Source organism: Veillonella sp. KGMB01456, from assembly GCF_023051165.1.
Taxonomy (GTDB): domain Bacteria; phylum Bacillota; class Negativicutes; order Veillonellales; family Veillonellaceae; genus Veillonella_A.
The window spans coordinates 37864-53494 of record NZ_JALKIG010000014.1 but is presented as its reverse complement, the minus strand read 5'-3'; the positions used below and the strand labels follow the sequence as shown (position 1 = coordinate 53494).

The following is a 15631-nucleotide window of genomic DNA, read 5'->3' as shown; positions in this document are numbered from 1 at the left end:
AAACCGACCTCCTTAAAATTAGATTTTTAGGTCTAACTTTAAGGGGTCGGTTCATGATGAAAAATTCATCAAGCGGTCTTTTTTGTTATATTTGAGATAATATCTAGAAGTCAAATATTTTATAATATAAAATCATATTTCATGGGTGATGTGATATAATAATATAAAATAATACTTCCTATAATAATAAATATATGGAAGATACTCATGGAAGCATAGATTAGGAAAATGGGGTATTTATATGAGTAACTTTGATATGATGAAGGATGAATGGAGTCTTTTGGGGCATCTGGGAGAAACAGCGGAGTACAATGTTTATAGAGATCCAAATGTAACATTGGTTAAAATTAGACAGTTTGCAGAAAGTATGGTAGAAGCAATATTTTCTCTCGAGCAGATTGAAGTTGATTCTGAGTGCTCGTTAATCAAACGGTTAAGAATATTAGAATTGAGAAATGTTTTAGAACCAGAGCTATTAGAAGTTTTTCATAATATTCGTAAACATGGTAATTTGGCAGTTCATACAAATTATGGTGATTTTACTACAGCACTAAATAGTGTTCGGTGGGCACATTTTCTTGCAAATTGGTTCATGGAAGTATATGTTTCTTATGATTATGAAGGGAAAGCTTTTTCCAATCCCGAAAAACCACAAGATAATCCTAATAGTACAATTGATGAGTTAAATGAAAAGATTAAATTATTAGAGGCTATACTGGAAAGCGAACGATTAGATTATGGTTTAAAATTACAAAAGTTAAGTAAAAATTCAGGAAACATTATTAATAAGAATGTTACTAAAGTTCGTAGATCTCAGTCTCAAAAATATCTTAAAAATAAACCCCTTTCTGAAAAAGAGACTCGGCTTAATTTTATTGATGAGCAGTTGCGTAATGCAGGTTGGTTAGCGGATACTGATAAAATAGCTTGGTCTCAAGGTGAAAGACCGGAAAAAAATAAGAATAAGGCTATTGCTGAAGTTCCTGTTAATGGGGGATATGCTGATTATGCTCTTTTTATTGGTTTGGATTTGGTGGGTATAATAGAAGCAAAACAATATAATTTTTCAATAGCCGGTCATATAGAACAAGCAAAGACTTATGCTAAAAATATAAAAGACATGGATGAATATGAGGTGCCATTTATAGATGGAGAATATAAAGTACCTTTTATATATGCAACTAATGGTCGTTCGTATATAGAACAATTCAAAGAACAATCTGGAATATGGTTCTGGGATAGTAGATACCCTGAAAAAACTTCTTTTCCTTTAGAAGGGTGGCATAGTCCGGATGATTTAAAAGAAAAGCTTAAAGTAGATGAAAATAAGGCTAATGCTGAATTAATTAATGAACCTTATCCAGATTTTGTAGAACGTTATTATCAAATTGAGGCAATAAAGGCTGTTGAAAAGGGATTAGCTGATAATAAACGTCGAATGCTATTGGCAATGGCTACAGGTACTGGAAAAACTCGTTTGGCGATAGCATTAATGTATCGATTAATTAAAACTAAACGTGTAAGGAGAGTGCTCTTTTTAGTTGATCGTAGAAGTTTAGGTATTCAGGCGGCCGATGCGCTTGGGGATATAAAAATTGAAAATTTATCTGTTGCAGATATTTATGATGTCAAATCGATAGGTGAACCTGATCCTGAAACGGCTACAAAGATTCATATTTCAACCGTTCAAGGTATGGTTAAGAGGCTTTTTTATTCTGATGATAGAATATTATCTGTTGGAACATATGATTTCATTATTGTTGACGAAGCTCATAGAGGATATCTTTATGACAAAGAAATGACTGATGATGAAATTTTATTTAGAGACCAACAAGAATATATTAGTCAATATAGAAGAGTTATTGATTATTTTGACGCTACGGTGGTGGGGCTTACGGCAACTCCAGCTTTACATACTACAAAAATTTTTAATGCACCTATATATACTTATTCGTATTCTGATGCTGTGATTGATGGTTTTTTAGTTGATCATGAGCCGCCATATAGATTTGAGACAGAGCTATTAAAAAATGGGATAACTTTTGCTGCAAAATCAGATGTCGATATATGGGATGAAGAAAAGAAGGTTTTTGATAAGGCCTATTTAGAGGATGAATTAAGTTTTGAAGTAGACAATTTTAATAAAAAGGTAATTACAGAGGATTTTAATAAAGTAATCTTAGAAAAATTAACTGATTATTTAGATACAGACGACGATGGGAAAACTCTTATTTTTGCAGCCAATGATTTACATGCTGATATGGTAGTTCGACTTTTAAAAAAGGCATATGAAGATAAGGGTATTCCGGTACATGATGATGCCATTATTAAAATTACAGGATATATTAAGAATCCAGAAGAAGCAATTAAGCGATTTAAAAATGAGAAATATCCTAATATAGTGGTAACCGTAGATTTATTAACTACAGGTATTGATGTGCCAAAAATAATTAATTTAGTCTTTTTGCGGAGAGTACGTTCTCGCATTTTATATGATCAAATGTTAGGTCGTGCAACAAGGCTTTGTCCGAAGATTGGTAAGACATCATTTTATATTTTCGATGCGGTTCATTTATATGATCATTTGAAGAATATTACTGATATGAAACCGGTTGTAGTAAATACTAATCTATCTTTAATGGAGTTGTATCAGAGAGCATTAGATGCTACAGATAACGAAACATATGAATATTTTAAAAATGAGCTCATTGCTAAAATGCAGCAAAAAAAACAACGAATTGATAGAACTGAAGAAAATAATATAGAAATATCAGCTTCTTTTGGTACATTGGATTCGTGGCTATTAGACTTAAAGAGCATGAGCCAAAAACAGTTGGGAGCCGAAAAAGATAAAATAGACTCTTTTGATCGTTTGCACACAAATTCAAAATATCCAAATATTAAATATATTTCTAAGCATCCGGATAAGCTTTTGGAAGTAATTCAAACGTATGGTCCTAAGAATATGAAACCTAATGACTATTTAGAAGAGTTTTCAAAGTTTATAAACGATAATATAAATAAAATTGCAGCTTTAAATATTATAGTTAATAGACCAAAAGATTTGACTTTTAACGAATTGCGCTCTATTCAATTAGAATTAAAACGTAATCATTACGATGAAAATATGTTGAATTCTGCGTGGCAAAAAGCCAAAAAAGAATATATTGTTGCAGATATTATTAGCTTTATTAGACAAGCTGCAATTGGAAGTGCATTAGTTTCTCATGAGACACGTATAGAAAATGCCATGGAAAAAGTATATAATATGAAATCTTGGACACCGAAACAAATGGAGTGGCTGAAACGTATTAGAGCCCAACTTTTGAGTACGCCGGTATTGGCGCCAACAGCACAGGTATATTTTGATGAGACAACTGTATGGCGTGAAAAAGGCGGATATAACGGGATGAAACGAAGAATAGGAGAAGATATAGACAAAGTTATTGAATTACTTAATGATGAATTGTATATATCATAGTGATAGGAGATAAATTGTGACAAATAATGAAATTGTACAAAAACTATGGAAAATGGCAGATATTTTACGAGATGATGGGATTAGTTATCAAAACTATGTAACTGAGTTAACTTATGTTTTGTTTCTTAAAATGATGAAAGAACAAAACTCTGAAGAAGTAATTCCGGAGATGTATCGTTGGGATGAGTTAGTTTCTAAAGAAGGTTTAAAGCTTAAGAAATTTTATAAAAGGTTATTGCTCGACTTAGGAGATCCTGCAATTACGGCGAATAGAACATTAAATATGATTTATGCAGACGCTTCAACCCATATAGATGAACCTAAGAATCTAGAAAAGATAATTAAATCTATTGATGATTTAGAATGGTATTCGGCCAAAGAAGAAGGTCTTGGAGATTTGTATGAGGGGTTATTAGAGAAAAATGCTAATGAAACAAAATCTGGTGCAGGTCAATATTTTACACCACGAGCTTTAATTGATGTCATGGTGGAATTAGTCAATCCAGTTAAAGGAGAAAAACTAAATGATCCAGCAGCAGGTACATTTGGTTTTATGATCGCAGCAAATCATTATCTTAAATCAAAGTATGACGAGTTTTTTGAACTATCGCCTGATGAGGTTGAGTTTCAAAAACAAAAGGCTTTAAGTGGTATGGAATTAGTTCCTAATACACATAAATTAGCATTGATGAATGCATTGCTTCATGACATAGATTGTAGATTAGTGCAGGGAGACTCTTTATCTTCTAATGGGAAGTGGATGAAGGATTTTGATGTTGTTTTAACCAATCCACCTTTTGGAACAAAGTCAGGAGGAGAACGAGCGACTCGTGATGATTTAACATACGAGACAAGTAATAAGCAGCTGAATTTTCTTCAGATAATTTATAATTCTTTGAAGCCCAATGGAAAATCAAGGGCTGCAGTCGTTGTTCCAGACAATGTTTTATTTGATAGTGGTGTAGGAGAGTTAATTAGGCGAGACTTAATGAATAAATGTAATTTACACACTATCTTGCGGTTACCAACGGGAATTTTTTATGCTAAAGGTGTTCAAACAAATGTATTGTTTTTTGAAAGAGGCGCAACAGAAACAAACAATACTAAGGAGATTTGGATATATGATCTACGTAATAATATGAGAACATTTGGAAAACGAAATCCTTTGAATAAAGATGATTTTAAAGAATTTGTTGAATGTTATAAACGAGATTATCGTGAGGAGCGTCAGGAACTTTGGAATGAGTCTAACACTAATGGTCGATGGCGTAAGTATAGCATTGAAGAGATCTTAAAAAGGGATAGTGTGAATTTAGATATTTCTTGGATTGAACCTGAAAGCGAGGAAACAGAATATACTATTTTAGAAATGTTAGATCTTATGCAGGAAAAATCAGATAATATAGCGCATGCTGTAGCACAACTGAAGGAGCTTTTAGGTGAGGTTGAAGAATGATAGATACAAAAGCGCTGAAAGATAAAATTTTAGATTTGGCAATGAGAGGGAAATTGACTCCCCAAGACCCTAATGATGAACCAGCAAGTGAACTCCTAAAAAGGATTAAAGCAGAAAAAGAAAAGCTAATTAATCAAAAAAAGATTAAACGAGAAAAAAATGGTTCTGAAATTTTTCAAGGTGATGATGGTTTACATTATGAGAAGTTTGCTGATGAGACTATTAAAGAGATAGAAGTCCCCTATGAATTGCCTGAAGGATGGGCATGGGCAAGAATATCACAATTTGCTCAAGCAAAAGGCGGTAAAAGAGTTCCTAAAGGAATGAATTTGCAAGCTATTAAAACCTTATATCCTTATCTTCGAGTGACAGATATGAAGGAAGAAACGATATTATTAGATAAATTATTATATGCCTCTGAGTCTATTTGGGAAAAAATTAAAGGTTATACTATTAATAATGAAGATATTTATTTGACTATAGCTGGCACCATTGGCAGAGCTGGAAGTGTACCATTGGAACTTAACAACTCCCTTCTGACAGAAAACGCTTTAAAAATCATTAATTATTCTCCCATGAATAAATCTTATTTAATCAAAGCGTTAAATTCTAATGTAGCTCAAAATCAGTTCAATAATTTATTCAAGCAAGTTGCTCAACCTAAGTTATCAATAAAAAGTACTTTATCTACATTAATACCGATTCCTCCTTTAGCAGAACAAATAAGGATCGTAGACAGACTATCGGAAGGAATGGAATTAGTTAAACTAATTGAGTTAGAGCAACATGATTTACAGGAATTATCATCTCGTCTAAAGAAATTAGTTTTAGACGGTGCTATGCAAGGGACACTCCTTCCGCAAAATTCGGACGATGAACCAGCTTCAATATTATTAGATAAAATTAGAGCCGAAAAACAAAAACTCTTTAAGGAAGGGAAAATAAAAAAGAAAGATTTAGAAGAAATTCAACCCACTTTAGATGAGGATAACGCCTATTATCAGAACCAACCTATCGGTTGGACTCAAACACAACTAAAAACAGTAATTGTATTAACTTCTGGAAGAGATTTACCTTCTGACAAATACTATGATGATTGCAAAACTGGAGTCCCCTATATTACAGGTGCTAATAACTTTTCGAAAGATACTATAAATACGAATCGTTATACTTGTGAACCAGAAACGCTTGCTTACAAAGGTAATATTCTTCTTTCTGTAAAAGGAACAATAGGAAAAATCGCCCAATCCCCCTATGAAAAAGCACATATTGCAAGACAAATAATGGCAATTGATTCACTTTTAATGTCATCATCATTTGTAAAATATTTTTTAGAATGGAAAGTGCCATATTTACAATTTTTAGCAAGAAGTATGATTCCCGGAATATCTAGAACAGATATTTTGAACTTAACAATACTATGTCCGCCATTAAATGAACAATATAGAATTGTAGGTTTACTCACTTTAATATATCAATATATCGAAAGCATCGAATTAAGTGTTTAACAATTCTCTTTTGTTCTAATACTGGAGGTACAGGAACCAAAATTTTTCGAATTTCTCCGGTAGTAATTGATTTAAATATAGTTCCACTAGCATTGGCATTCAAAAAATTCTTTAATCTAGATAAAAAATAGAGATATTCTAGTAATCCTATATACGGTTTTATAGCAGCTAAACTTCTGCTAATTACAATAGGTCTATCATATAATAATATTTACATCCCTAACTGGAGCACGAACTGACATAACTAAACTGGGGTAAATAATCTTCTTTGAAAGTTTTGATGTCCAACGGCCAGAATTCATGAAATAATCTCTGCCAAAATGAAACTTTCCTTGATGAAACTCAATGCCATTATTTATTGGCATTGAAAATATATCCTCATTTTTTGTGATTGTCCCATTACAATTAGTGCAATATTAATTAAAGGCATTAGCAACCAACTTGGTGATAAGTTTTGATAATAGGAGAAAATACTATAATTACTTAATAGTAAAGCGAGATATTAAATCATAACCACCCGTAGAACGGGTGGTTTGCTCTGACCCTATAAGGGTCTTTCTCTAGTGGTTGCCCTCTAAAGAGGGCTTTGAGTAATCTGACAACCACTCTATTACCACTGGCTGCCCCCTACTCGGGGGCTTTTATTTTTGCCTACTTTACCTGCTCACCCGTGAACGGGTCCATATATTCTTTAAAATTTAACGTATCTTGAGCTATATCTTCTTGTAATTGATTGCGAATATACTCCTTTATCGCTCCTTCGTATCTGCCTACCGTATCCACATAATATCCTCTACACCAAAAATGTCGATTCCCATACTTATATTTTAAATTAGCATGTTTATCGAATATCATGAGGCTACTTTTACTCTTTAAATACCCCATAAAACTTGATACACTTAAATGTGGAGGTATAGTAACGAGCATATGTATATGATCGGGGCAGCACTCCGCCTCTATAATCTCCACATTCTTTCTTGTACATAAATCTCTTAATATTTTCCCTATATCAACTTTTATTCGCCCATATATAACTTGTCGTCTATACTTAGGTGCAAAGACAATATGGTATTTACATCTCCATTTACTATGTGATAAGCTTTTTACGTCATTCATTGACATTGAACCTCCTAAGTTGAAATGTTGTGGTTGCCAGACCAACTTCATTGTATCATTAGGAGGTTCTTTCCTTTTCTATAAGAATTTTTTACCGACCCCCAGTTTAACTGGGGGTTTTGTCATGCCTATTCGGCGTACAACGAAAAAGCGTATGATATTTTATTAATATCATACGCTTTTTCTAAATCAAAATTTTACCAAGTTACAATTTTATCTACCAGTTGCTGTTGTTCACTCGTAGTCCTTCTTAAATAGATTCTGGTTGTTTCTATTGATTCATGCCCCAATAGGTCAGCTAATAAAGAAATATCATTAAATTTTTCTAAAAAACGTTTGGCATACATATGGCGAAAAGAATGAGGATAAATAACTTTTTTCTCTAATCCATATTTATCAGCATAAAATTTTAATTGTTGAGAAATTCCACGAGGGCTAATTGGCTCTTTATATCGATTTAAAAAAAGATAGCCGGTATTACGATTTTCCGTACTCAACCAATCTAAAGCTTCGAATTTTAACCTTTTAGGAATATATAATCGACGTATTTTTCCACCTTTTGAATAAACATCAAAATAGCCAATATGAATATGTTCTACTTTTAGCCTGATAAGCTCGCTAACACGTGCTCCTGTAGCGCCTAAAAACCAAACAACAAAATGCCATTTTAAATTTTCTTCTTTTTTTAGAGCTTTTTTTAAAAATAAGTAATCAGCATAACTAATTACATTTTCTAAAAAGTTTTTTTGCTGAATTTTCAATGCACGTAAACATAAATCTTCTTTTCCTATAAATTTCAAATACGAATTTATCGCTTGTATTCGTAAATTTACTGTTTTGGGTTTAAATTTTTCAATTAGATATCCTTTATACTCTAAAATCGATTCTAGATTTAACTCATAATTAGCTCTAAAATAATTAATCGCAAAAAGATAAGCTGATACTGTATTCTTAGATAACCCTTCTTTTTTTAGGTGTAACTCAAATTCATTTACCGATTTCACATAATTCTCCTTTTATTGAATTTGAAATTCCACCGCACGTTATTCTATTGTACTCGTATTTTAGCAAGTGTGCATCTTGAATTATATTGCAATTCAAAGAAACTATTTTATAAAGTCAACAATATTATTGACTCTATAGATTGCTCTCAATATTTTATGTTGTTGCATTTTTGGAGGCAAAGCAATCACAAATTTTGAAAGATCCGAAGCGGCCAAATTAGGTTGTGCCGTGCCATTATTATATTTGTTTAATTCACTTGATATTTGGGTAGAGTTACAATATGCCAATAAAAAAAGAGGAGAAATTAATCTCTTATTATAAGAGCGTAAAATTACTAATGAAGATGCTATAGCACCTTTTGTAAATTTAGAAATACCATTTTTTGCCAATGAGCCTCTAATACAAAAAAGAATATCGTCCTTTTTTATTTTGCCACTTCTTAAAAGATTATATTGCTCATCATTTAAATATTTTAAAGATTCTTTAGATACAAGGCCATTTTTCAAATTGATAGCGCTAATAAATGGAATATTTCCAGAAAAACTTAATTTCTCTTTAGATGGGTAATTTTTACCGCGGTCACCATTTAAAATATATACAATTGTCTTCAAACAAACTAAACTCCAACTTTTAGGAATATTCTGATAATAGGCGTTATCCTCATCTAAAGTGGGTTGAATTTCTTCTAAATCTTTCTTTTTTATTTTCCCTTCCTTAAAGAGTTTTTGTTTTTCGGCTCTAATTTTATCTAATAATATTGAAGCTGGTTCATCGTTAATATTTTGTGGAATTAATTTCCCTTGCATAGATATATCTAAAATTTTTTGTTTCAAATTAGTACTAATCAAGTTTAATTCATTTTGATTTTGTTTAATCGCACAAACTAAGACAAGAGATTTATTAATTTGCTTTATTATACGCGTCTGTTCATTTAATGGTGGAACTGCGATTAGATGTTTTTTTATACCTTTCACAGTGATAGATTTAAACGTACTTCCAGATGCATTTTGTTCAAGACCTTCTTTTTCTAAAGATAAGTAATAAAATAAGTACTTTATATTAATTTGAGGGATAAGCCCTGCTATCCCGCGACCAATTACAATTGGCCTATTAATTATATTAACGTCACCAACAGGTGCTCTTACCGACATTAATACTGCATCAGTTTCTATTAATTGTGTAATTTCCGTTGTCCATTTTTTTGATTCATTTACATAAACTTCAGAAAAATGACTTTTCCCCTGATGGAATTCAACGCAATTTAAAATAGGTTTATTATAAATATTATTACCTGATGGTGATGAACCCATAACAATATTTGTGACTTGATTAAGATTTGCCCATGCCCATCCTTCAGGCAATTCATAGGGGACTTCTATTTCTTTAATAGTCCCATCAGCAAACTTCTCATAATGTAAATTATATTACCCATTAAGAATTGGAATTAGCGATTATTTAGATAGTTTTACTTTATGACTTACTTAGTGTACAATGAAAAGGATTTGAATATTTTTCAGAAATTCTCTAAACAGAATGGAGCTAAACATGAGCAACGAAAACAAAAAAGTACAAGTACATTACACCGGCACGTTTAATGACGGCACGAAGTTTGATTCTTCTTACGATCGTGGTGAACCATTAGAATTCATTTGTGGTGCCGGCATGATGATTAAAGGTTTTGACGAAGCCGTTAAAGACATGGCTGTAGGCGAAGTAAAAGATATTCACTTGATGCCTGCTGATGCTTACGGCGAAGCAAATCCTGCTTATATTTTAACAATTGAAATTGCTGAATTACCGGGTTCTGAAAAACTCGAAGTAGGCAATCGTGTTCAGTTAACTAATACTGCAGGTCAACCGGTACCGGCTAAAGTAATCGACAAAACTGAAACAATGATTACTTTCGACGCTAACCATGAAATGGCCGGCAAAGAACTTAACTTCAAAATTGAATTGGTGTCTGTAGAAGACTAATATATCGGACATTTACTCAAACCATAATTGAGCTGTAGCGAAAACAGTGCATCTGTATTTCGCTGCGGCTCTTTTTATTTGTAGGAAGAGGCTGATGAGCCTTTATATTCTATAGTCTTAGCCAAATGCATATTACCGTACTAAAAAGCGTCAAAACTCGTCAGAGCTATGCGTCAAACTCATTGTTGTTATACCGTTGTAGCTAGTGGCTTTGTTAACTGTTCTATAGAAAAAGACATGACCTATGCCAGCTATATCCTTATTTGATATAGCTTTATGGCCCTTTTAGCCTTTGTTGTACATTGTATACATGTTATAATGAACGTGTCCGGTAGATATTGGATGGAGCGAACTTAGCCCATACCGGACATTTCCTATATGCAGCTTGAATAATGAAGTTTTAAGACAAAGGATAATACAGTCTTAAAGTTGTACAGAAGGAATCCAATGAGCGAACAAAAACTAACAGTAACATAACAATAATATAACAATGATTTTAACCGGTTTGCGATAATCGGTTCAACATAGTAGGTACTAGAAGAAATGAGGTAAAACGTATGCGTAAGGAACATGATTTTTTAGGCGAATTAGAAGTTGCTGACGAATTGTATTATGGTGTGCAAACTCTTCGCGCAATGGAAAATTTTACAATTACAGGGAAACATCTTGACCGTGATTTCATTAAATCCATGGCTATGGTTAAAAAAGCCAGTGCTTTGGCTAACATGAAGACAGGTCGTATGGATCCGACTATCGGTAATGCCATCGTGCAGGCTGCCGATGAAATCATTGCCGGCCAATGGGTAGAACAATTCCCAATCGATCCGATTCAAGGTGGTGCCGGTACATCCTTCAACATGAACATGAACGAAGTGTTGGCGAACCGTGGTCTTGAAATCTTAGGTCATGCCAAAGGCAGTTATGACATTATTTCTCCAAACAACCACTGCAACATGGCTCAGTCCACGAACGATACATTCCCGACAGCTATTAAAGTGTGTGCTATTTTAAAAAGCAAACCGTTAATTGAAGCATTGCAGCGCTTAGTTGACGAATTGGAAAAGAAAGCGGAAGAATACAAAGAAGTTTTGAAAATGGGCCGTACTCATTTACAAGACGCTGTGCCGATTACCCTTGGTCAGGAAATGGGCTCTTACGCTTCCGGTATTCGCCGTGGCATTAAACGTATTCAGTCTTCCATTGAAGGTGCTCATGTTGTGAACATGGGGGCGACTGCTGTAGGTACGGGTCTTAACGCCGAACCTTCTTACATCGAAGACGTAGCTCATGAATTATCTGAAGTGGTTGGTGAAAAATTTGTTACCGCTGATAACTTGATCGATGCTACGAACAACACCGATATTTTTGCCGACATTTCCAGTGGCATGAAAGTAACGGCTCTCGTGTTGATTAAAATGGCGAACGATTTCCGCTTGATGGCATCCGGCCCTCGTTGCGGTATTGGCGAATTGAAATTACCACCTCGTCAACCGGGTTCTTCCATTATGCCGGGCAAAGTTAACCCTGTAATTGCGGAAGTATTGAACCAGGTCTGCTACCAGGTAGTAGCTAACGACTTAGCCGTAACCTTGGGCGTTGAAAACGGCCAGTTCGAATTGAACGTTATGGAACCGGTTATTGCGTACAACTTGTTCAATGCTATGTGCTATTTGAAAAACGGCGTAAATACTTTCGTTGATAAATTATTAATCGACCTCGAAGTTGACCGCGAACGTTGCGAATACTGGTTGAACCGCAGTGTGGGCATCGTAACCGCTTTGTTACCGCATGTTGGTTATGAAAACGCATCCGCTTTGGCTAAAGAAGCGTACACAACGGGCCGCGCTATTAAAGAAATCATTTTGGAAAAAGGTTTGTTGACCGAAGCCGAAATGAACCATATCTTATCGCCGGCTGAAATGACAAAACCTGGTATTGCCGGTGCTGACATTTTAAAAGTAAAAGGCAACTAATAATACAAAGTATTAGATACTGAATGCCGAATACAAAGTATTAGATATTGAGTACTGGATTTTAAATCCTAGATGCGGAATATCAAATACTACATATTCAATACAATAAAAATATAGCCAATGACCCTTATAAAAGGCGCCTGAATCTATCTCTGCTTAGATTCAAGCGCCTTTTGTAGTTAATAGAAAACTAAGTTTATTCAATGCCGCTTAACAGTTGCCGCCATTTTTTCGTGTAACCGTAAATATCTTCCTGTTCCATGGTTTCCGTCATTACATAGATGCCCGCAAATCCTTTTGGAAGTTGGCTGAACGTGTTAAAGTTTATGCCGCCGATAGCGTGAAGGGGGATATGGTGGGCTTTCGCGAACTCAAGCACGTCCTGGCATTCGGCGCTATTTCGCGGTGCCAGTCCCGGTTTGCAGCGAGAAGGGAATAAGTGCCCTAAGACTAACCATTTGGCACCCTGAGATTCTCCTTTTTGGGCTTCACCTAAAGAATGAACTGAAACCCCAAATTTAAACGGGGCAGGCATAAGAACTTTATATCCTAAAACAGACTCTGCCTGGGCTTGAGCCGTTATATCGAGACATTCGGGCACTGAAAGTTGAGCCGGCAAATTATATTTTATGGCTAAGTCGATATGGTGGCTGATGATGAGCTCCGTGCCGACCGTTTTAGCTATGGGAAGAAGTTCTGTGAGTAGGTCCTCATACTCTTTGATGGATAATTCCTTAGCTCGAAGCAATACTGCATCGGGACCGGACTTAATTAGAGCTCGTAAATAGTCGGTCGGTGACAAGGGTGAATTTATTTTTCCTAAAAACTCATAGAGTGCGGGTAAATGAGTGACATAGGTTAGTTTCATAGAACCTTGTGTGGTTGCGTCCCCTTGCGCAGTTGAGGGAGCTTTTAAGTTGAAAACTTCGTTTTTAGACACGGATGTGGTCATGGTACACTACCTGGAGGCCCAGTTTTTGAATATCATCATGCATTTCGGCAACGCTGCGGGTATCGCTAATGTCAAATTGGTCGCTACTGCGATGTTTATTACTGGCACTGTGGCCGCCCACATCCACTTGAACGCCGGCCGATACTTTGGTGGCACAAATATTCATGACTGCATTGCGGAATTCTTTGCTTTCGCGGCTGGATACGGTAATTTGTGCTTGCGGAACAAACAAACGATAGGCACACATGATTTGTAAGAAGTCACGGTCGCTCACTAAATGGTTGAAGTGTCCCAGTTCACCGTTAACCGGACGCAAGCGTGGTACGGAAAAACTGAGTTCGGCGGCCGGGAAGGCTTGTTGCGTAGACCAGACGTGAAGCCCGGTGGCTAAGGCATCGTAGCGGAAATTGCTAAGACCTAATAAAGCGGCAAAGCCGGCGCCTCTAAAGCCGCTGTTCAAAGCCCGTTCTTGGGCATAAAAGCGATACGGGAAGGAGCGTTTATTGCCGTAAGGGTGGTAGTATTCATACGCTTTAAGGTCGTAAGACTCTTGGAATACAGTGATGAAGTCCGCGCCTGCTTGATGGAGAATTTCGTAGTCCGCTTGATTGGCCGGATAGATTTCTATGCCGATGTTGGCAAAATATGGTTTGGCCAGTTCGAGGGCGGCTGCAATATATTCGATGGAAGAGCGCGATTCTGATTCACCGGTTAAAAATAGAATTTCTTGTAAGCCTGTTTGAGCAATGCTTTCTAACTCGCGTTTCACATCATCCATGGAAAGTTGGGCGCGTTTAATCGTTTGTTTACTGTTAAAACCACAGTAACGACAACCGTTATGGCAGTAGTTGGCGATATAGAGGGGCGTGAATAGTTGCACGTTATTGCCGAAGCGAGCCCGCGTTAAGGTTTTGGCTTTTTGCGCCATCGCCTCTAAATAGGGAGCGGCAGCCGTACTGAGGAGGGCCATAAAATCTTCCGGCTCCAATGTGTCTTTGGCCAAGGCTTGCTCTACATGGTGGGCGGTAAAGTTTTTATCAGAAAAGCTGTTTTTAGTATTCAGCACATAGTTGAGCCGCGTCATATCCAATTGGTCCATGGACGAAGTGTAGGCCATGATGTTATTTTTTAATACAGCTTCGTCGTCGGGCGTGGCCGTTTTGATGTGGCCATTGAGCTTGGGCGGCATCATATGACGAGGAGTAGGTAATATATTCATTATGATCTCCTAAATTATTTAGCTTGAGTTTAATTGCGCATTAGGAAAGTAATCCGGTGATCAATGTCGGAAGAACTTGTCTTGAAGATGCGCACGTAATCATTTCGTGTGTATGTATTTAATCGTTCAAGAAGCCCGTGAGTGGGCTGGATGCTTCCGCTTGGTCCGCAATAACGCGGCCCGTTTGGCCAAGGTACGCCAGGCGACCGGCTTCGATGGCGAGGCGAAAAGCTTTACACATTTGCGCTACATTGCCGGCCGTGGCGATGGCCGTGTTGCACATGATGGCGGTGACACCCATCTCCATGGCTTCGCATGCTTCCGACGGTTTGCCGATGCCTGCATCGACGATAACCGGCAAGTCCGTACTTTTTAGAACAATGTCGATGAAAGCTTTGGTACAAAGACCGCGGTTACTGCCAATCGGTGCGGCGAGGGGCATGATGGCGGCTGCGCCGGCTTCTTCAAGAGCCTTAGTGGCATAGTAATCGGGATACATATAAGGGAGTACGACAAAGCCTTTATCGGCCAGCATTTTGGTGGCACGGATGGTTTCTTGGTTATCCGGCAAGAGCCAGCGGGCATCGCTAATGATTTCTACTTTGACAAAATCGCCGCAGCCCATGGCACGGGAGAGTTCGGCAATGCGCACCGCTTCTTCCGCTGTGCGGGCACCTGAGGTATTTGGCAATAAGGTTACATCTTTAGGCATAAAGTCTAAGATGTTTTCTTGCCCGTCCGGCGTGGCGCGACGCAAAGCTAAGGTGATGATTTGAGCCTTGCCTTCTTCGGCGACGGCTTTTATAAGGGGTAGTGAAAATTTGCCGGAACCTAAGATAAGGCGGGAAGAAAATGTTTTGCCGCCCAGCGTGAAGGTATCGCCTTCCGGTGTAAATTTAGAACTTGGTTCGATGGTGGCCTGTTGTGAGGCTGTTGTTGACATAGTG

The 15631-nt window shown here is 36.5% G+C and carries 11 protein-coding genes; 5 read left to right on the top strand and 6 right to left on the bottom strand.

What is annotated here, in order from left to right; genetic code table 11:
• The first annotated feature begins 241 nt into the window (after positions 1 to 241).
• Genes hsdR through MXE28_RS05825 form a run of 3 tightly spaced genes read left to right on the top strand, consistent with a single transcriptional unit; the run spans position 242 to position 6445 of the window.
• Positions 242 to 3481: a type I restriction-modification system endonuclease gene (gene hsdR, locus MXE28_RS05835; RefSeq protein WP_226974676.1), complete on the top strand. Its 3240-nt coding sequence runs from the start codon at positions 242 to 244 to the stop codon at positions 3479 to 3481.
• A 16-nt stretch (positions 3482 to 3497) separates the two neighbouring features.
• Complete coding sequence (locus MXE28_RS05830; RefSeq protein ID WP_021840203.1) at positions 3498 to 4937, top strand: N-6 DNA methylase; 1440 nt, start codon at positions 3498 to 3500, stop codon at positions 4935 to 4937.
• Positions 4934 to 6445 (top strand): restriction endonuclease subunit S, encoded by a 1512-nt coding sequence (locus tag MXE28_RS05825; protein ID WP_226974675.1) that lies wholly within the window; start codon positions 4934 to 4936, stop codon positions 6443 to 6445. The genes MXE28_RS05830 and MXE28_RS05825 overlap by 4 nt, the downstream gene beginning before the upstream one ends.
• 651 nt (positions 6446 to 7096) lie before the next feature.
• Here the strand turns inward: MXE28_RS05825 and tnpA are convergent.
• The 3 genes from tnpA to MXE28_RS05810 form a co-directional block, all read right to left on the bottom strand.
• Positions 7097 to 7561, bottom strand: coding sequence for an IS200/IS605 family transposase (tnpA, locus tag MXE28_RS05820; protein WP_156703932.1), 465 nt, complete (start codon positions 7559 to 7561; stop codon positions 7097 to 7099).
• Positions 7562 to 7758: 197 nt separating this feature from the next.
• On the bottom strand, positions 7759 to 8565 hold the full coding sequence (locus MXE28_RS05815; RefSeq protein ID WP_021840201.1) for a tyrosine-type recombinase/integrase: 807 nt from the start codon (positions 8563 to 8565) through the stop codon (positions 7759 to 7761).
• A gap of 102 nt (positions 8566 to 8667) precedes the next feature.
• Entirely contained in the window at positions 8668 to 9927 is a 1260-nt protein-coding gene (locus tag MXE28_RS05810; RefSeq protein WP_226974533.1) for a restriction endonuclease subunit S, read from the bottom strand.
• A 184-nt stretch (positions 9928 to 10111) separates the two neighbouring features.
• Here MXE28_RS05810 and MXE28_RS05805 point away from each other — a divergent pair, with 184 nt between their 5' ends.
• Positions 10112 to 10540: a peptidylprolyl isomerase gene (locus tag MXE28_RS05805; protein WP_021842327.1), complete on the top strand. Its 429-nt coding sequence runs from the start codon at positions 10112 to 10114 to the stop codon at positions 10538 to 10540.
• A gap of 557 nt (positions 10541 to 11097) precedes the next feature.
• Complete coding sequence (locus MXE28_RS05800; protein WP_021842328.1) at positions 11098 to 12513, top strand: aspartate ammonia-lyase; 1416 nt, start codon at positions 11098 to 11100, stop codon at positions 12511 to 12513.
• A gap of 196 nt (positions 12514 to 12709) precedes the next feature.
• Here the strand turns inward: MXE28_RS05800 and MXE28_RS05795 are convergent, their stop codons facing one another.
• The 3 genes from MXE28_RS05795 to MXE28_RS05785 form a co-directional block, all read right to left on the bottom strand.
• Positions 12710 to 13465: a thiamine phosphate synthase gene (locus tag MXE28_RS05795; protein ID WP_021842329.1), complete on the bottom strand. Its 756-nt coding sequence runs from the start codon at positions 13463 to 13465 to the stop codon at positions 12710 to 12712.
• A complete protein-coding gene (thiH, locus tag MXE28_RS05790) occupies positions 13446 to 14684 on the bottom strand; it encodes a 2-iminoacetate synthase ThiH (protein ID WP_226974534.1) in 1239 nt (412 codons plus the stop codon). The genes MXE28_RS05795 and thiH overlap by 20 nt, the downstream gene beginning before the upstream one ends.
• 118 nt (positions 14685 to 14802) lie before the next feature.
• Complete coding sequence (locus MXE28_RS05785) at positions 14803 to 15627, bottom strand: thiazole synthase (protein ID WP_021842331.1); 825 nt, start codon at positions 15625 to 15627, stop codon at positions 14803 to 14805.
• Positions 15628 to 15631: the final 4 nt, after the last annotated feature.